Origin of the sequence: Pseudomonas sp. MIL9 (assembly GCF_016887925.1) — a bacterium.
Classification (GTDB): domain Bacteria; phylum Pseudomonadota; class Gammaproteobacteria; order Pseudomonadales; family Pseudomonadaceae; genus Aquipseudomonas; species Aquipseudomonas mohnii.
This window is the reverse complement of sequence record NZ_JAFEHE010000002.1, coordinates 22,819-41,341: the sequence shown is the minus strand read 5'-3', so window position 1 is coordinate 41,341 and position 18,523 is coordinate 22,819. Positions and strand designations below refer to the sequence as shown.

Annotated in this window: 12 protein-coding genes and 1 tRNA gene; 5 read left to right on the top strand and 8 right to left on the bottom strand. The window is 62.5% G+C overall.

Annotated elements, in window-relative coordinates; translation table 11 throughout:
- The first annotated feature begins 121 nt into the window (after positions 1 to 121).
- Positions 122 to 1,390, top strand: coding sequence for an OprD family porin (locus JQF37_RS02265; protein ID WP_130204247.1), 1,269 nt, complete (start codon positions 122 to 124; stop codon positions 1,388 to 1,390).
- 194 nt (positions 1,391 to 1,584) lie between these two features.
- The gene (locus JQF37_RS02260) at positions 1,585 to 2,862 is read left to right on the top strand and encodes an OprD family porin (protein ID WP_223272635.1); all 1,278 of its coding nucleotides are present in this window, start codon (positions 1,585 to 1,587) and stop codon (positions 2,860 to 2,862) included.
- A gap of 8 nt (positions 2,863 to 2,870) precedes the next feature.
- Here the strand turns inward: JQF37_RS02260 and JQF37_RS02255 are convergent.
- The 7 genes from JQF37_RS02255 to fdnG all read right to left on the bottom strand — a co-directional run bounded on the left by JQF37_RS02255 (position 2,871) and on the right by fdnG (position 11,933).
- Positions 2,871 to 2,966: transfer RNA gene (locus JQF37_RS02255), tRNA-Sec, on the bottom strand.
- A gap of 10 nt (positions 2,967 to 2,976) precedes the next feature.
- Complete coding sequence (selB, locus tag JQF37_RS02250) at positions 2,977 to 4,878, bottom strand: selenocysteine-specific translation elongation factor (protein WP_130204246.1); 1,902 nt, start codon at positions 4,876 to 4,878, stop codon at positions 2,977 to 2,979.
- Complete coding sequence (gene selA, locus JQF37_RS02245; protein WP_130204245.1) at positions 4,875 to 6,305, bottom strand: L-seryl-tRNA(Sec) selenium transferase; 1,431 nt, start codon at positions 6,303 to 6,305, stop codon at positions 4,875 to 4,877. Before selA ends, selB begins: the two co-directional genes overlap by 4 nt.
- A gap of 45 nt (positions 6,306 to 6,350) precedes the next feature.
- Positions 6,351 to 7,277: a formate dehydrogenase accessory protein FdhE gene (fdhE, locus tag JQF37_RS02240; RefSeq protein WP_130204244.1), complete on the bottom strand. Its 927-nt coding sequence runs from the start codon at positions 7,275 to 7,277 to the stop codon at positions 6,351 to 6,353.
- Between the two features lie 4 nt (positions 7,278 to 7,281).
- Positions 7,282 to 7,935: a formate dehydrogenase subunit gamma gene (locus tag JQF37_RS02235; RefSeq protein ID WP_130204243.1), complete on the bottom strand. Its 654-nt coding sequence runs from the start codon at positions 7,933 to 7,935 to the stop codon at positions 7,282 to 7,284.
- Entirely contained in the window at positions 7,932 to 8,867 is a 936-nt protein-coding gene (fdxH, locus tag JQF37_RS02230; protein WP_130204242.1) for a formate dehydrogenase subunit beta, read from the bottom strand. The genes JQF37_RS02235 and fdxH overlap by 4 nt, the downstream gene beginning before the upstream one ends.
- Positions 8,868 to 11,933, bottom strand: a complete 3,066-nt coding sequence (fdnG, locus tag JQF37_RS02225) for a formate dehydrogenase-N subunit alpha (RefSeq protein ID WP_145989047.1) — start codon at positions 11,931 to 11,933, stop codon at positions 8,868 to 8,870.
- Positions 11,934 to 12,279: 346 nt separating this feature from the next.
- On the opposite strand from fdnG, the gene JQF37_RS02220 reads away from it, so the two are divergent.
- The 3 genes from JQF37_RS02220 (at position 12,280) to JQF37_RS02210 (ending at position 16,623) form a co-directional block, all read left to right on the top strand.
- The gene (locus tag JQF37_RS02220; RefSeq protein WP_130204239.1) at positions 12,280 to 13,434 is read left to right on the top strand and encodes a PatB family C-S lyase; all 1,155 of its coding nucleotides are present in this window, start codon (positions 12,280 to 12,282) and stop codon (positions 13,432 to 13,434) included.
- 828 nt (positions 13,435 to 14,262) lie between these two features.
- Positions 14,263 to 15,120 carry an SDR family oxidoreductase gene (locus JQF37_RS02215; RefSeq protein ID WP_130204238.1) on the top strand — a complete coding sequence of 286 codons (858 nt, stop codon included), beginning with the start codon at positions 14,263 to 14,265 and terminating at the stop codon, positions 15,118 to 15,120.
- 123 nt (positions 15,121 to 15,243) lie between these two features.
- Entirely contained in the window at positions 15,244 to 16,623 is a 1,380-nt protein-coding gene (locus tag JQF37_RS02210) for a sodium:proton antiporter (protein ID WP_130204237.1), read from the top strand.
- On the opposite strand, the gene JQF37_RS02205 is transcribed toward JQF37_RS02210, so the two are convergent.
- Positions 16,586 to 18,505 carry a PAS domain-containing sensor histidine kinase gene (locus JQF37_RS02205; protein WP_130204236.1) on the bottom strand — a complete coding sequence of 640 codons (1,920 nt, stop codon included), beginning with the start codon at positions 18,503 to 18,505 and terminating at the stop codon, positions 16,586 to 16,588. The genes JQF37_RS02210 and JQF37_RS02205 overlap by 38 nt on opposite strands.
- Positions 18,506 to 18,523 lie beyond the last annotated feature (18 nt).

Sequence of the window (18,523 nt, the reverse complement as noted above, 5' to 3'; positions counted from 1 at the left end):
ACCAACGCGGCGTCAGCTCCTCTCATTTTGGCGCCGCGTTTTTTACTTATAAGCCCTTGCCGTCATGGCGGGGGCCGCTGTGCCCGTCATTTCAACAATAAAAAAACGAAGGGGCTTCATCATGGACCGCAATACCTGCACTCTCTCGACCCGACTGCTGCTTGCCGGCGGTATCATCAGTCTCTCGGCTCCCGCCTCTGCTGACTTCGTCAAGGACAGCAAGGCCAGCCTCGAGCTGCGTAACTTCTACTTCAACCGGGATTACCGCCAGGACAACGCTGCGCAATCCAAACAGGAGGAATGGGCGCAGGGTTTCCTGCTGCGTTATGAGTCGGGCTTTACCGAAGGCTTGATCGGAGTCGGTTTCGATGCCATCGGCCTGTTGGGCGTCAAGCTCGATTCCAGCCCTGATCGCGCCGGTTCCGGCCTGCTCAAACGGCATAGCGACACAAGCAAAGGCGCTCAGGACGAATACGGCGAAATGGGTGTGACGGCAAAGCTGCGTGCATCCAAAAGCACGCTGAAACTCGGCACGTTACTGCCCAAGGTGCCGACGGTATTGGCCAACGACTCACGGTTGTTGCCACAAACGTTCGAAGGCGGTCAATTGACCTCGCTGGAAATCGAAGGCCTGACCATCGATGGTGGACGGCTGACACAGGTCAATCAGCGCGACTCTTCGAACTATGAAGACATGGGCATTACCCGAACCGGCGCCAAGGGCATCACCAGTCGCCACTTGACGAGCGACAGCTTCGACTTCGCCAGCCTGAGCTACAAGTGGACCGGCAATCTGACCACCGGCTACGCCTACGGCCACCTCGATAACTTCTATGACCAGCACATGGTCAACCTGACTTACCTGCTGCCAGTGACCGCTGGCCAGTCATTGAAGACGGATCTGCGCTTTGCCCGTTCGACCGACGATGGCGGCAGCAATATCGACAACAATGCGTTCGGCGCCATGTTCACCTATAGCCTGGGCGGGCATGCCTTCGGCCTGGGCTATCAAGGCATGAGCGGTGACACCGGGTTCGCCTATATCAACGGAGCCGATGCATTCCTGGTGAACTTCGTCCAGATCGGCGACTTCGCCAGCAAGGACGAACAGTCCTGGCAGGCGCGCTACGACTACAACTTCGCAGCCGTCGGCGTGCCCGGCCTGACCTTCATGACCCGCTACATCAATGGTTCCAACATTGATCTGGGCAACAATCGGCCCGAAGGCAAGGAATGGGAGCGCGACACCGACATTGGCTACGTGGTGCAGAGCGGCCCGTTGAAGAATGTCGGGGTGAAATGGCGCAACGCGACCGTGCGTACGAGCCACTTTGGCAGCGACCTCGATGAGAACCGGTTGATCCTCAGCTACACCTTGCCGATCTGGTAAGTCCCGAAATGCCGTTCCCACGCTGGCGTGGGAACGACAAACCTCGCTCCCCCCGAAAAACATCTCTGACACAGCACACCGATTCAATATTCCCGGCTGGATCTACGCAATCATGCACGCCTCGTTTCCCGTAAGCCCGCAAGGAAACTGCATTGCAAGATCAACGAATCGGACCGTGCTTCTGGTTTTCGCTACTGGCCACCGGCATCACCGGGACCGCCCTGGCAGACGAACCAACATCAGGCTTTCTCGACGGTGCGTCGCTGGAATTGCTCAGTCGCAACTTCTACCTCAACAGCGACTACCGCTCCCCTTCGCCGACGGGCAAGAGCTATAAAGCCGAGTGGGCTCAGGGCTTTATCAGTTCCTTTGAATCCGGATTCACACCGGGAACCCTGGGTTTCGGCCTCGACGCCCATGCCTTCCTGGGCTTGAAGCTGGATGGCGGAAAGGGCCATTCCGGGACCGGTCTGTTGCCGGTCGACAGCGACGGTCGCAGTGCCAGCGACTACTCCAGCGGTGGCGGTGCAATCAAACTCAAGACCTCGAAAACCACGCTGTCCTTTGGTGAAATGATGGTGGAAACCCCGGTGTTCGACACGGCGGACAAGCGCCTGCAACCGGAATACGCCACTGGGTTTCTGCTCAACAGCCGCGAGCTCGACGGCATGAACCTGGTTGCCGGCCACTTCACCGCCTTCAAGAACCAGGACAGTTCCTCGAGCAAGGGCAATTTTTCCGGTTACGGGGCCAGTACCGACGCGGGCGGGATCTCGTTCGCCGGCGCCGACCTGTTCACACAGAGCCCTGTCGGTGGTGCCCTGTACGCATCAGAGCTGACGGACACCTGGCACCAGTACTACGGCAACCTGCACCTGAAACAGCCGGGGATATTCCTCGACGGGAACATCTACCACACCCGGCAGACCGGTCAGGCGCTGGCCGGCGCCATCGACAACACGGCCTACAGCCTGTCGGGCAAATACACGCTCGGTGCCCATGGTTTCACCCTGGCGTATCAAAAAGTCCAGGGCGACACACCGTTCGATTTCGTCGGTGGCGATTCGATCTACCTCGCCAACTCGATCAAGTACGCTGACTTCAACGGCGCGGGTGAACGCTCGTGGCAGGCGCGTTACGACCTCGACTTCAGCACCTTTGGCGTGCCCGGCCTGAATTTCATGACGCGCTACGTCAAAGGCAGCGGCATCGATGGCACCCACGCGCCCCAGGGTGGCGCGTATAACCCGTTCGACCCGTCGCTGGGTGAGTACGTACCGCAACAGGGGGATGGCGGACGCCACTGGGAGCGCGACATCGACCTGCGCTACATCGTGCAGTCCGGTGCCGCCAAGGGGTTGAGCCTGCAGGTGTCCCATGTGTCGCACCGCGCCAACGCGGCCCAGGGCGGCGACGACATCGACAGGCTTTACGTGGTCATCCAGTACCCGCTGAATTTCGGGCCTTTCTGAGCGGAAAATGGCGGAAGGTAGCCGGAGTCGAACCTGCCCGGGAACGGATGCCGTCCCCAACCGGGTTTGAAGCCCGGCCGCGCCACCGGGCGCGATTACCTTCCTTGAAACCTGCTACGGGCGCCTGGCCAGAACGTTGTCGGGGCGAATCTGGCGGCGATCGCCAACCCGTCGGGTCAGCCCCAGGCGGTCGAAGTATTCAAGAATCTGGATACTGCGCTTGCGCCCCAGGCCCACTGCATCGCGAAACGCCGACACCTGGATCACCGGGTTGTCGTCGGCCAGTTGCAACAGCATAGCCGCCAATCGGCGGATCATCGCGTCGGTGTAGAAGAGGTCGCGGACCACCTGGTGCAGCAACCCCAGCCGGGCCATTTTGCGCAGCAGCAAACGCACCGTGGCTTCGTCATGGGGCAAGTCGCGCACCCACGGCGGATCGAAACCGGCCGTTTCGAACAGTGGCTGCAACGCTTGCCACAGGACTTCGTCCGCGTCGCTCAAGCGCACCTGATGGCCCGGCAGATGCAGCCACGGCCCGCTGCTGGCGACGGCGCCACTGGCCAGCAACTCGTCGAGCAGGCAGATGAACGTCGAACGTTCGAGGACCGTGGCACTGAATCGACGCAGGCGATCGCGGTCCGGGCCCATCTGGTCAGGTTCCAGTTCGTGAAAGCGCGCCAGTTGCTCCAGCAAGCGTGTTTTCAGCCCTTCCCAGCGCGCCGCGCTGAACAGCAACGATCCTTGGCGGGTGTCGATCAGACGCACGTCCACGGGCAACACCCAGGTGTCGCGGGGGCGATTGAATTGACGTTCCAGACGCACCGAGTCGAGCCCGGTTTCGCCGTGGGCCAGTAATGCCGGCAGGCAGTGTTCCAACTCATTGTGCGTGGCCAGGGTGTGTAACTGCGCCAGTCGTTCGGGGCTGCGTCGTTGCCGGTCGGGCGCGAACGGGTCGAGCACCCGGCCACCGCCGAGGGTGCGTTGTGCGCTTTGGTCACGCAGGATCAGCGGATCGCCCTTGACCGCCTGCACCGGCGCATTCAGTAGCAGTTGCGCGAACATCCGTGCGCCCGGCGCCAGGCTGGTGCCCTCCAGCAACGCCACGCGCCCGGTCACGTCCTGGGTGCCGAGATGAACGTGCACCGGCTGAAAGTGCTCGAAAGCGCGCGGTTCGCCGGGCAACAAACGCAAGTCGATATCGATTCGCCGGGTCGGGGCATACAGCCATTCGGCGCACAGCCACTGTCCTCGATGTATCTGCTCCAGTGCCAGGCGTTCGGCACTGAGGTTCAAGGCAACGCGCTGGCCGGCCAAGGCGACCTCGGCCACTCGATTCTGCGCATGCAGGCCGCGCACCCGCACCGATTTGCCGAGGGGGCCGAGCGTCAACGTATCGCCGACCGCCACCTGCCCGGACAGCGCCGTGCCAGTGACCACGATACCCGCGCCCGCCACGCTGAACGCCCGATCGATCCACAGGCGAAAACCGCCTTCCTGGCTGCGTTGAACGACCTCGCGTTGCACCTTGATCAAGGCCTGACGCAGGGTGTCGATGCCCTGCCCGGTCACGCTCGACAGCACAATCTGCGGCGCCTCGGCATAGGGACCCGGCGCCAGCAAGGCATTGACCTGCTCGCAAACGGCCTGCACCCGAGCCGTATCGACCCGGTCGCATTTGCTGATTGCCACCAGTGCCCGGGGGATGCCCAGCAGTTCGACGATGGCCAGGTGCTCGCGGGTTTGCGGCATCACCCCGTCGTCGGCAGCCACCACCAGCAGCACCAGATCGATGCCCTGTGCCCCGGCCAGCATGTTGTGGGTGAAGCGCTCATGTCCGGGTACGTCGATAAAACCGGTGAGGCCGGCGCCCGGTTCCAGCGCGGCGTAGAGGTAACCGAGGTCGATGGTCATGCCGCGCTCACGTTCTTCCCGGCGTCGGTCGCCGGTCTGCCCAGTCAGTGCCTGGAGCAATGCGGTCTTGCCGTGATCGATGTGCCCTGCGGTGCTGACGATCACTGTGCTGCTTCCCCTGCCTGCAACTGGCCGAGTTGTGCCAGCCATGCCGGCTCGTCGTCCAGTTGGCGCAAGTCCAGCCACAAGGCGTCGTCGTCGATGCGCCCGAGCACCGGAACCGGCAGGCTGCGCAGGTGCTCTTCCAGGCCGTGCAGCCAACGACCGCGCAGACGTTTGGAGCAGTTTGGCCGCAGGCACAACGCCGCACTCGGCAAGCGCGCCACCGGTTGGCTGCCGCTGCCGATCATGCCCAGCGCCGGCACGGCACTGACGCTCCAGGCGGCGCCCAGCACCTGCGCCATTGACGGCAACAGGCGTTGGGCCTGGGCGAAGATATCCGCCTGGGGTCGGGTCAGCAGCCGCAGGCTCGGCAGCCGCTCGGCCAGCCGGTCCGGGTTGCGGTACAGGCCGAGCACCGCTTCGAGGGCGGCGAGGGTCAGTTTGTCGACGCGCAGCGCACGTTTCAGCGGGTTTTTCTTGATCCGTGCAATCAGCTCTTTGCGGCCGACGATCAAGCCAGCCTGGGGGCCGCCGAGCAGTTTGTCGCCGCTGAAAGTGACGATGTCTGCGCCATCGAGCAACGCCTGTCGCACCGTCGGCTCGGCCGGCAGGCCCCAGCGCGTGAGGTCCAGCAAACTGCCGCTGCCGAGGTCCTCCAGCAGCGGCAAGCCATGCTGATGCGCCAGTTGCGCCAGCTCTGCGGTGGGCACGCGGGTGGTGAAGCCCTGGATGCTGTAGTTGCTCGCATGCACGCGCATCACCAGACCACTGCGCGGGCCGATGGCGGCTTCGTAGTCACGGGCGTGGGTGCGGTTGGTGGTGCCGACTTCATGCAGTTTCACCCCGGCGCGGGCCATGATGTCCGGGATGCGAAAGGCGCCGCCGATTTCGATCAGCTCGCCCCGGGAAATGATGCCTTCCTTGCGCGCGCCGAGGCTGTTGAGGGTGAGCAGCACGGCGGCGGCATTGTTGTTGACCACGGTCACCGCTTCCGCGCCGGTCAGCTCGCGGATCAGGCCTTCGATCAGATCGTCGCGGTCGCCACGCTTGCCGCTGTGCAGGTCGAACTCCAGATTCAGCGGATAACGCGCGGCCATTTGCACTGCGTCTATGGCTTCTTCCGGTAGCAAGGCGCGCCCCAGGTTGGTGTGCAGCACCGTGCCGGTGAGGTTGAACACCCGGCGTACATGGCTGCGATGCTGGTTGGCCAGCCGCTCACCCGCCCTGCCCGCCAGCACTGGCGGGGCGAGTTCAACGGCGTTGAGTTGCCCGGCCAGCACCGGTTCGCGCAAGTCGTCGAGCAACTGCCGCAGGCTGGCGAGCAAGGCATCGCGCCCATAGCGTTCGGCCAAAGGCTGACACGCCGGGTCGCGTAGCAAGCTGTCGATGGAGGGCAGGCGCAAGGCTGGGCTGGCGGATCTGGCGGACATCAGGCGCTCCGGCAAAGGTGGACCGCCTGAGTGTAGACGCTCGCGTCAGTCGCCTCCGGGGGCCAGCAGCAGATTGGGCGCCGGACGCTGAAAGCCCTCCTGCTCCAGGCGCATGTCGAGCATCAGGCTGCTCAAGTCGGCGGACAGCGCTTCGCCTTCGGCGTCGCACTCCAGATAGATCTGCTTGAGATAACTCTGGCAGCCGGGGCAGGTTTCGGCGCGCAACGGGGCTTTGTCGGCAGCGTGGCGGTCACTGTCGAAGCTGACGTATTGCAGGCCCTTGCTTTGCTCGCAATACACGCACTTGACCCGCACCACATGCCATTCGCAGGCGCACAGCGAGCACACCAGATAGCGCAGACCGTTGTATTTGCCACGATGGCGAATCACCCCGGCCATGGCCGGTGAACCACAGGCCGGGCATTGGTTGAGGCTGGTGCCGGGTTTCAGGGCGAGGTCCGGCGTCGTCAGCAACCAATGACTCCACGCGACCTGCAACGCCGCGCCGAGAAACGGCACCAGGGCCGCCGGCAGCAAGGAGAACTGACCGCTGACCAAGGCCAGCGCCCAGGTCTTGAGCTGCCCGGCGCTGGCGTTGCGCAACGTCGTCACGGCCTGCTCCACCGGCGATTGCGCCGCAGGTTGATAGCCTTGCAACAAACCGTGCAGCCAGGGCAACCAGGCGTCTTCGCGCACCAGGCTGTCGGCGGCAAACGGTGGCAAGCCGTGCTCCAGGCAGCGCTGGATACGCTGCGGGTCCGGCACGGCCGCGTCGGGCGGATCATCCATCAGACGCTGCTGCGCGTGACACAATCCGGCAATCAGGCGCAGGTACTCGGCCAATGGATGCCCTTCTGCCAGACGCTCCAGGCGCAGCGCGCGCAAGGTGAACAGGTTGGACGGTGGCAGGTGCAGAAACGGCGGTGCAGTGGCCGCCGCTTCGATCTCTCCTGGCTCCAGAATGGTGGCCAAATCGTTATCCTTTTTTGCTCAAGGGCGGGTCGGGACGCTCGTCACGCGTCACCTCGCGATACCACAGTTCATGGTGTTTCTTCGCCCAGGCACGGCTGACCCAGCCATGCATCATGGCGCTGACCGAGCCCTTGATCCAGATCCCGGCGTAGATGTGCACGATGATGCTCAGGATCAGCACGAAACCGGCCAAGGCATGCAGCAACATCGCCCAACGGATCAGGGTGATGCCGAAGTAGTCGCTGAAATACGCGCGCCAGATCACCAGGCCGGTGAACAGCAACCCGAACATGCACAGCAGTAAAGTCCAGAACAGCAATTTCTGCCCGGGGTTGTACTTGCCGATGGGGGGCACGCCCTCCTCCTCGTTTTTCATCACCCGGTCAATACGCTTGAGCCACAAGCGGTCATTGGCGATGAAGTAATTGGCGCGCCAGAAGCGCACCACCAGCCCGAGGAACAACAGGAACATCAACACGCCCATGAACGGGTGCAGGATGCGTGTCCAGGGACCGCCGCCGAACAAGTTGCTCAGCCAGAACAGCGCCGGGTGAAACAACGCCAGTCCGGACAGCCCTGCCATGAAAAACAGGATCGCCACCAGCCAGTGGTTGGTGCGCTGGTTGGCGGTATAGCGAAGGATCTCTTTGCGGATCATGGCCTGTTCTCCCGCTTCGGATCATAGGTGTGCACCGACGGATCGACCTCATGCACCGCCGGGTCATTGCCTGGCGGTAGTTCATCCTCCTCGACTACCTGCGGACCGACGCGCACGTAGTGGAAGAACCCGGCCAACACCGCCGCGCCCATCGCCAGCAGCGCCAAGGGTTTGCTCACGCCTTTCCACAGGCCCACCAACGGGCTGATCGCCGGGTCGGCGGGCAAACCGGCGTAGAGCTTCGGCGTTTCGGCATGGTGCAGCACGTACATCACATGGGTGCCGCCGACGCCGGCCGGGTCGTACAGACCGGCCTGGTCAAAACCGCGACTCTTGAGGTCGACGATGCGCTCGGCAGCGTGTTCCTTCATGTCTTCCTTGGTGCCGAAGACGATGGCCCCGGTCGGACAGGTTTTCACGCAGGCCGGCTCCAGCCCTACGGCCACCCGGTCCGAACACAAGGTGCACTTGTAGGCCTTGTGATCCTTTTGCGAGATGCGTGGAATGTTGAACGGGCAACCGGTGATGCAATAGCCGCAACCGATGCAGTGGTCCTGGTTGAAGTCGACGATGCCGTTGGCGTGCTTGATGATCGCACCGGGGCTGGGGCATGCCGCCAGGCAGCCGGGTTCGGCGCAGTGCATGCAGCCGTCCTTGCGAATCAGCCATTCGAGGTTGCCGGCGTCGTTTTCGTGCTCCGTGAAGCGCATCAGGGTCCAGGTTTCGGCGCTGAGATCCTGCGGGTTGTCATAAGTGCCGTGGTTGTGGCCGACCTCGTCGCGCAGCTCGTTCCATTCCGAGCAGGCGACCTGGCAGGCCTTGCAGCCGATGCACTTGGTGGTGTCGATGAGCTTGGCGACTTCCTCCTGATTGCGCACCGAGGACGGTACGGTGGTGGTGGCCGAGCGGGCAATGATGTCTTGGCTGGCCATTTAGATTTTCTCCACGTTGACCAGGAATGACTTGGATTCCGGGGTCTGGGTGTTGCCATCGCCGAGGAACGGCACCAGGGTGTTGGTCAGGTAACCGTGGCGCGTCAGGCCGGTGAACCCCCAGTGCAGCGGGATACCGATCTGGTGCACCACTTGATTGTTGACCTGCAACGGCCGAATCCGCTTGGTCACCACCGCCACCGCTTCGATATGCCCGCGCTTGCAGCTGACGCGCACACGGTCACCGGCGACGATGCCTTTCTCCTTGGCCAGCACTTCGCCGATCTCGACGAACTGCTCGGGCTGGGAAATTGCATTGAGCTTGCAGTGCTTGCTCCAGAAGTGGAAATGCTCGGTCAGGCGGTAGCTGGTGGCGGCGTACGGGTAATCCTTGGCCACGCCGAGGGAATCCCACACCGAATCGAAGATCCGCGCCGCCGGGTTGCTGGTGGCTTTCTTGTTGTTCGGGTGCATCGGGTTGATGCCGATCGGCGTCTCGAACGGCTCATAGTGTTCGGGGAACGGCCCTTCGTTCATCTTGTCGACGGCGAAGAACCGCGCCACGCCTTCGGGGTTCATGATGAACGGATTCATCCCGGCTTCCGGCGGCACATCGGCCTTGTAGTCAGGCACATCGGTGCCGCCCCAGGCTTTACCGTTCCACCACACCAGGCGTTTTTTCGGATCCCAGGGTTTGCCTTGCACGTCGGCCGAGGCACGGTTGTAGAGAATCCGCCGGTTGGCCGGCCAGGCCCAGGCCCAGCCCTGATGTTGATGCATGCCATACGGATCGCTGTTGTCGCGCCGGGCCATCTGGTTGCCCGCCTCGGTCCAGCTGCCGCAGAAAATCCAGCAACCGGACGCCGTGCTGCCATCGTCCTTGAGCTGAGCGAAGCCGGCCAGTTGGGCATTGGCCTTGATTGCGGCGCCAGTGGCGTCGGTGAAGTCGGCGGTGGCGCAACCGTTGATTTCCTTCGCCAGTTCCTCCGGCGAAGGCTCGTCGGCGATCTTGTAGGGCCAGGACAGTTTGAGGATCGGGTCAGGGTATTTCCCACCTTCGCTCTGATAGCGTTGGCGCAAGCGCAGGTACAGCTCGCTCATGATGCGGATGTCGGTTTGCGCTTCACCAGGACCATCGGCGCCTTTCCAGTGCCATTGCAGCCAGCGGCTGCTGTTGACCAGCGAACCGTCTTCTTCGGCGAAGCAGGTGGTGGGCAGGCGTATCACTTCGGTCTGGATGTCGGCGCTCTTCACATCGTTGAACGGCCCGACGTTGCGCCAGAACTCCGAGGTTTCGGTGGCCAGCGGGTCCATCACCACCAGCCATTTGAGTCTGGCCAGCGCCGCCATCACCCGGTTCTTGTCGGGTAACGCGGCGATCGGATTGAAACCCTGGCACATGTAGCCGTTGACCTTGCCCTGGCCCATCAGGTCGAACACCTTGAGGATGTCGTAGTTGGGAATGTCCAGTTTCGGCAGGTACTCGTAGCACCAGTTGTTCTCGGCGGTGGCGTTGGCGCCGTACCAGGCTTTCATCAGGCTGACGTGGAACTTGCCGTAGTTCTGCCAATAGGACAACTGCCCCGGACGCAACGGTTTCTGCGTGCGCTTGACGATGTAGGCGTTGTAATCCTGCTCGGCGTCGCCCGGCAGCGTCAGGTAACCGGGCAACGAGTTGGACAACAGCCCCAGGTCGGTCAACCCCTGGATGTTGGAGTGGCCGCGCAGGGCATTCACGCCCCCGCCCGGCATGCCGACGTTGCCCAGCAGCAATTGCACCATGGCGGCGCTGCGGATGATCTGCGAACCGATGGAGTGCTGGGTCCAGCCCAGGGCATAGAGAATCGTCATGGTCTTGCCCGGTTGCGAGCAGGTGGCGATTTCTTCCCAGATCTTTTTCATGGCATCGACCGGCATGCCGCACACCTGGCTCGCCAGGTCGATGTTGTAGCGGCTGTAGTGCTGCTTCATCAGTTGATAGACGCAACGCGGGTCTTGCAGGGTCGGGTCGACCCTGGCGAAACCGTCCTCACCCAGCTCGTAACCCCAGCCGGACTTGTCGGTATAGGCGCGTTTGGCCACGTCGTAGCCGCTGAAAATCCCGTCTTCGAAGCCGTAGCCAGCTTTGACGATGAACGACACGTCGGTGTAATTGCGCACGTATTCGTGCTGGATCTTGTCCTCGGTCAGCAGGTAGTTGATCAGCCCGCCCATGAAGGCGATGTCGGTGCCGGTGCGGATCGGCGCGTAATAGTCGGCCACCGAGGCGGTCCGGGTGAATCGCGGGTCGACCACGATCAGCCGCGCCTTGTTGTGCGCCTTGGCTTCGGTCACCCATTTGAAACCGCAGGGGTGCGCTTCTGCTGCGTTGCCGCCCATCACCAGAACCAGGTTCGCGTTGGCGATATCGGTCCAGGTATTGGTCATGGCACCACGGCCGTACGTCGGGGCAAGACTTGCCACCGTCGGGCCGTGTCAGACACGCGCCTGGTTATCAAACCCCAGCATGCCGAGACTGCGAATGACCTTGTGGGTGATGTAGCCCGCTTCGTTGGACGCCGCCGAGGCCGCGAGGAAACCGGTGGTCAGCCAGCGGTTCACCGTTTGCCCCTGGGCATTTTTCTCGATGAAGTTGGCGTCGCGGTCGGCCTTCATCAGGTCGGCGATGCGATTGAGCGCGTCATCCCAGGACACCCGCGTCCATTCGCTGCTGCCGGGCTTGCGAACCTGCGGGTACTGCAGGCGGCCGGGGCTGTGAATGAAGTCCAGCAGGCCTGCGCCTTTGGGGCACAGGGTGCCGCGGTTGACCGGGTGGTCGGCGTCACCTTCGATGTGGATGATGCTTTGCGCGACATTCTTCGCCGCATCGCCCTGGCTGTACATGATCAACCCACAGCCGACCGAGCAGTACGGGCAGGTGTTGCGGGTTTCATGGGTGTGGGCGAGCTTGAAGTAGCGCACCTGTTCGGCAAAGGCAGGCGCCGGGGCCATGCCCAACGCGCCCAGGCTAGAGCCTGCAAGGCCGATACCGGCGACCTTGAAGAACTGACGACGGCTGAGGTCCATCGTGCACTCCTGATCAGGTGGAGATCCGGTACGTTTCCCGGATTTTACTGGACAAACACGGTGGCGGCAGACGGGCTGCCGACACTGAAACTCTAGTCAACGCGAGGGGGTCCTGTGTGAAAACCGACCGTCGGCCGTTTGTCGAGTCGACGCAAACCCTGTGGGAGCGGGCTTGCCCGCGATGGCGGTGGGTCAGCCACTGTTAATGTCGACTGTGCCGTCGCTATCGCGGGCAAGCCCTCTCCCACAGGGTTTTTCTTGTTCGGGCCATTGAGCAGGCTCGCTCCTGCAGGGGCTTGGCGCTTATCATGGCGCCATATTCAACCCAGCTTTCACGAGACTGCGCATGACTTTCGATTTTGATCAGGTGTTCGACCGCCACAACACCGGCAGTACCAAATGGAGCCGCTACCCGGCCGACGTGTTGCCGATGTGGGTCGCCGACATGGATTTCGCTGCGCCGCCGGTGATCATCCGGGCCCTGCAAAAACGCCTGGAACACCCGATGGTCGGCTATAGCGTGGCCTCGGACGACTTGCGCGAGGCCATCGTTGCCGATCTGTGGAACAAGTACGCTTGGCGCGTGGAGCCGCAGGAACTGATCTTTCTGCCGGGCGTTGAGTCGGGCTTCAACATGGCGCTGAAGGCCCTGGTGCAACCGCAACAGAATGTCGTGGTGCAGGTGCCGAACTACCCGCCGCTGCGCCATGCCCCGGGCCACTGGGGGCTGAACAAGGTCGAACTGGGCTTCGAGGCGCAGCCTGACGGTACCTACACCACGCCGCTGGCGACCTTGAGCCAGTCGCTGCAAGGTGGCGGCGCGCTGCTGTTGAGCAACCCGCACAACCCGCTGGGCAAAGCCTTCCCGCGCACCGAGTTGCAGGCCATTGCCGATATCTGCCTGGAACACGGCGCCTGGATCATCTCCGACGAAATCCATGCCGAGCTGTGTTTCGACGGTCGCCAGCACATTCCGATGGCGACGCTGAGCCCGCAAGTCGCCCAGCGCACCATCACCCTGATGTCGGCCAGCAAGGCCTACAACATCGCCGGGCTGAAAACCTCGTTCATGATCATTCAGGACCGTCACCTGCGCGAACGCGTCAACCAGGCCCGTTGCGGCATGGTCGACAGCGTCAACCCCCTGGGCCTGGAAGCCACCCGCGTCGCTTATAGCGAAGCCGCGCCCTGGCTGAACGAACTCAAGACCTACCTGCAAGGCAACCGCGATTACCTGGTCGAGGCCGTGCGCAACCGCCTGCCGGGCATCAGCATGAACGTACCGCAAAGCACCTACCTGGCCTGGCTCGATTGCTCGGCGCTGGGGCTGGACAACCCCCAGCAGTTTTTCCTCGAACAGGCCAAAGTCGGCCTGAGCGCCGGCCTGGACTTCGGCGATGACTGCCAACAGTTCGTGCGTCTGAACTTCGGCTGCCCGCGCTCGCTGCTCGAAGAAGGCATTGCGCGGATGGAACGCAGCTTGCGCAACCTCCACGCCTGACACGACCCATTGTAGGAGCGAGCTCGCTCGCGATGGACGTGAACGATGACCCGTGTAACCAGACTTAACGCGGCGCACTCGAGACCATCGCCAGCAGGCTGGCTCCTACACGTATGCATACCTGGGCACGACCCATTGTAGGAGCGAGCTTGCTCGCGATGGACGTGAACGATGACCCGTGTAACCAGACTTAACGCGGCGCACTCGAGACCATCGCCAGCAGGCTGGCTCCTACACGTATGCGTACCTGGGCACGACCCATTGTAGGAGCGAGCTCGCTCGCGATGGACGTGAACGATGACCCGTGTAACCAGACTTAACGCGGCGCACTCGAGACCATCGCCAGCAGGCTGGCTCCTACACGTATGCGTACCTGGGCACGACCCATTGTAGGAGCGAGCTCGCTCGCGATGGACGTGAACGATGACCCGTGTAACCAGACTTAACGCGGCGCACTCGAGACCATCGCCAGCAGGCTGGCTCCTACACGTATCCGTACCAGGGCACGACCCATTGTAGGAGCGAGCTTGCTCGCGATGGACGTGAACGATAACCCGCGTAACCAGACTGAACGCGGCGCACTCGAGACCATCGCCAGCAGGCTGGCTCCTACACGTATGCGTACCTGGCACGACCCATTGTAGGAGCGAGCTTGCTCGCGATGGACGTGAACGATGACCCGTATAACCAGACTGAACGCGGCGCACTCGAGACCATCGCCAGCAGAGGCTGGCTCCTATGTTGTATCCGATCTGAAATCCAACCGAACTCAGCGCAAAACAACGGGGTCAACCCTTTGACTCCCAGCCTTGAGATCGGAGATTGATGATGGCCACCTACCCAAAACCACCCTTCCCCAAACAACAGCAACCCGTTCCCGGCTCCCAGCGCAAAATGGACCCTTATCCCGACTGTGGCGAGCAAAGCTACAAGGGCTCGGGTCGGCTGCAGGGCAAGATTGCCTTGATCACCGGTGGCGACAGCGGAATTGGCCGAGCCGTGGCGATTGCCTTCGCCCGTGAAGGCGCCGATGTGGCCGTTGCGTATCTGGATGAGCAGGAAGACGCCGAAGAAACCGCACGCTGGATCGAACAGGCCGGGCGCCAATGCCTGCTGCTGCCGGGCGATCTTGCGCACAAGGTGCATTGCCGGGCGCTGGTGGAGAAAACCGTCGAGCGTTTCGGCCGCATCGATGTGCTGGTCAATAACGCTGCGTTTCAGATGACCCACGAAACCCTCGAAGAAATCCCCGACGAAGAGTGGTTGATGACCTTCGACGTCAACATCACCGCAATGTTCAGGATTTGTCAGGCGGCGTTGAAGCACATGAAACCCGGCAGTTCGATCATCAACACCAGTTCGGTCAACTCCGACATGCCCAACCCGACCCTGCTCGCCTACGCCACGACCAAAGGGGCAATCGCCAACTTCACCGCCGGCCTGGCGCAGATGCTCGGACCGAAGAACATCCGCGTGAACAGCGTGGCGCCGGGGCCGATCTGGACGCCGCTGATCGTCTCGACCATGCCGGAAGAAACGGTGCAGAACTTCGGCGCCAACACCCCGCTCGGCCGTCCGGGCCAACCGGTGGAAGTGGCGCCGATCTATGTGCTGCTGGCCTCGGACGAAGGCAGCTACATCACCGGCCAGCGTTTTGGCGTGACGGGCGGCAAACCGATCCTTTGACGAATCGGGTGACGCAAAGATGGAACCGGCCGACCACTCTGGTGCTCCACCCTTCATAGGCCCTGCACTGGCGGGCCTTTGATTTCTGGAGATTGCCATGTCCGCAGCTGATGACCCGAGGCCATGAGCTTCATTGCCTGGGTCGCCGTGCTGGGTGCCGTGCTGCTGGCATTGGCACTCGCCTCGTCCTACCTGCGCTGGATGCCGGTGACCACCTCGGCGGTGTGCCTGCTGCTGGGGGTGGGCATCGGTCCGGCCGGCCTGGGCTGGCTACGGCTGGATATCAAGGATGCCTCTGACTGGATGGAGCACCTGACGGAAGTCGCGGTGCTTTTTTCGTTGTTTGTCTGCGGGCTCAAGCTGCGCCTGCCGCTCAGGGATCGCAAATGGCGCGTGGCATTCGGGTTGGCGGGACCGGTGATGCTGCTGAGCATCACCGGCGTCTGCCTGCTCCTTCATGTTGCCTTCGCGCTGCCCTGGGGCGTCTCGCTGTTGATCGGCGCCATCCTGGCCCCGACCGACCCGGTGTTGGCCTCGCTGGTCCAGGTCAACGATGCCAAGGATGCCGACCCGGTGCGCTTCGGGCTGTCCGGCGAGGCGGGCCTGAATGACGGAATCGCCTTCCCGTTTGTGATCCTGGGCTTGCTGTTTCTGCAGCAAAGCGCCGGATCGTCCGGCGCCTGGCTCGATGACTGGGCACTCAAGCGGCTGCTATGGGCCGTGCCCGCCGGCTTGCTGATCGGCTACGGCATGGGCCGTGGTATCGGGCGTCTGACCCTGTCCATGCGCATCCGCAATGCCGACAGTACCCTCTCGCCCAATGATTACCTGACCTTCGCCCTGATTGCACTGGCGTATGTCGCGGCGGAGTCGGTGCACGGCTATGGCTTTCTCTCGGTATTTGCCGCGGGGCTGGGATTGCGCCGGGCCGAAGTCCAATCAGCGGGTGATTCGCGGACCCCGGCCGAGCATCTGGTGCAACCGGTGGTCGGTCATCAGAACGTCGAACCGGACGCCGCCGTGCACGGCGATGTGGAGCATCTGGAGGACACACAAGTGGCGGCCGGAATCATGATCGGCGACATGCTGTCGTTTGGCAGCCTGGTCGAACGGGCCATGGAAGTGTTTCTGGTGACCTTGCTCGGGGTGGTGCTGGTGGGGCACTGGGACTGGCGGGCGCTGGTGGTCGCACTGGTGCTGTTCTGCGTGATTCGCCCGCTGAGTGTCGGGCTGATGCCCTGGGGCACTTTGCTCAGCGTCCGGCAACGACTGTTGGTGGGCTGGTTCGGCATTCGCGGCATCGGCAGCTTTTACTACCTGTTCTATGCCTTGAACCATGGCCTCGGCGCGTCGGTCGCCACCCTGTGTACGGATCTGACCCTGTCGGTGGTGGCCCTGAGCATTGTGCTGCACGGCATCAGCACGCAACCGATGTTGGCGCGTTATGAGCAGTACACCCGGTCGCTCACTTCATCGCCGAAGCAATCACTTCCACCAGGCTGAGTTGAGTAAAGGGTTTCGATAGCCTGGGCAGCGTGGTGGCGAATCCTTCCAGTCGCTCGGCATAACCGGTGGCCAGGATAATCGGAACGTTCGAATCCAGCGTGCGGATCGCATCCGCCAGTTGCGCACCACTCATCTGCGGCATGGCCATGTCGGTGATCACCAGGTCAATGCCCTGTTGCCCCGTAAATATTTCCAGTGCCTGGACAGCGGATGTTGCGCTGACGACTCGATGGCCAAGGTCTTCCAGCAACAGACAGGTACTGGTCAGCACCAGGCTGTCGTCATCCACCACCAGGACGCACAGGCGAGGCACATCCGGTGTCACGGGCTCGTCGGCAACGAGGGCAGCCGTGCGCTCGGTAGCGACGGGCAACCACAGTTCCGCCGTGGTGCCCTGGTCTTTCTGGCTCTTGAGGACGAACCGTCCGCCCAATTGCGCGATAAAGCCGTGGACCATCGACAACCCCAACCCGGTGCCTTTGCCCAGTCCCTTGGTGGTGAAGAACGGGTCCATCGCCGACGCCAGCGTCGCCTCATCCATCCCTTCCCCGGTGTCGCTGACACTCAGGCACACATAACGGCCAGCAGCCAGTGCCGGGCGGTTGCCCTTCTGGAACTCTTCGGTGCGCGTGCTGATGACGATTTTGCCGCCATGGGGCATGGCGTCACGGGCGTTGGTGGCCAGGTTCAACAAGGCCAGTTCAAGTTGGTTGACGTCGGCCATCACCGGTTCGACATCCGCGGGAAAACGCGTTTCCAATTTCACTGAAGGTCCCAAAGAACTGCGCAACAGCCCTGAGATTCCCTGCACCAGGGCCGGTATCTCGACCGGTTCGGACTTCAGCTCCTGGCGCCGTGCAAAAGCCAGCATGCGCTGGGTCAGGGAAACACCGCGCAAGGCTCCCTGGGTGGCGTTGTCGAGCAAGCGCACGACTTTTGGGTCATCCGCCAGACGTTTGCGGACGATTTCCAGATTGCCAAGGATGACGGTCAACAAATTGTTGAAATCATGGGCGATGCCGCCGCTGAGTTGGCCGATGGCCTGCATTTTCTGCGCCTGGAACAGCGCTTCGCGGGTTTGCTCCAGCGTCTGCTGGGCCTGTGTCGCTTCGGTGATGTCGCGGGTGATCTTGGCGAATCCGAGCAAGGTGCCGGTGTCACCCCGGATCGGATCGACCACGACATGCGCAAGGAACTGCGTACCGTCCTTGCGCACACGCCAGCCCTTGCTTTCGAATCGCCCTTCACGGGTCGCGGTGTCCAGGGTTCGCTGCGGCTCACCCGCCTCGCGGTCTTGCGGGGTATAGAACATCGAGAAATGCTCGCCGATCACTTCCTGGGGCAAATAGCCCTTGATGCGCTGCGCACCAAGATTCCAGTTGGTCACGCGCCCATCCGGGGCGAGCATGTAGATGGCGTAGTCCGTAACGCTTTGCACCAGCAAGCGGAACTGCTGCTCACTCTGCTTGAGGACTTCTTCGGCCATTTTGCGGTCGGTCAAATCACGGGTGATCTTGGCAAATCCCAGCAATTTTCCCGAAGGGTCGATAATCGGATCAATCACCACGTGGGACCAGAAATGCGTGCCGTCCTTGCGCACGCGCCAGCCTTCGCCTTCGAATCGTCCTTCGTCAATCGCCGTGTCCAGCGCCCGTTGGGGCAAACCGGCACGGCGGTCCTCATTGGTGTAGAAGCGCGAGAAATGCTGGCCGAGGATTTCCGCCTCCTCGTACCCCTTGAAACGCCTGGCACCGGCGTTCCAGCTGGTGATGATGCCGTCGGGGTCAATCATGTAGATCGCGTAGTCAATCACCGCATCGATCAACAGGCGAAAACGCTTGTCCTCAACGGCGTTGGCTTTGCTTCGATCCTGGTTCATTGGTCCCTCGGCGCTGGT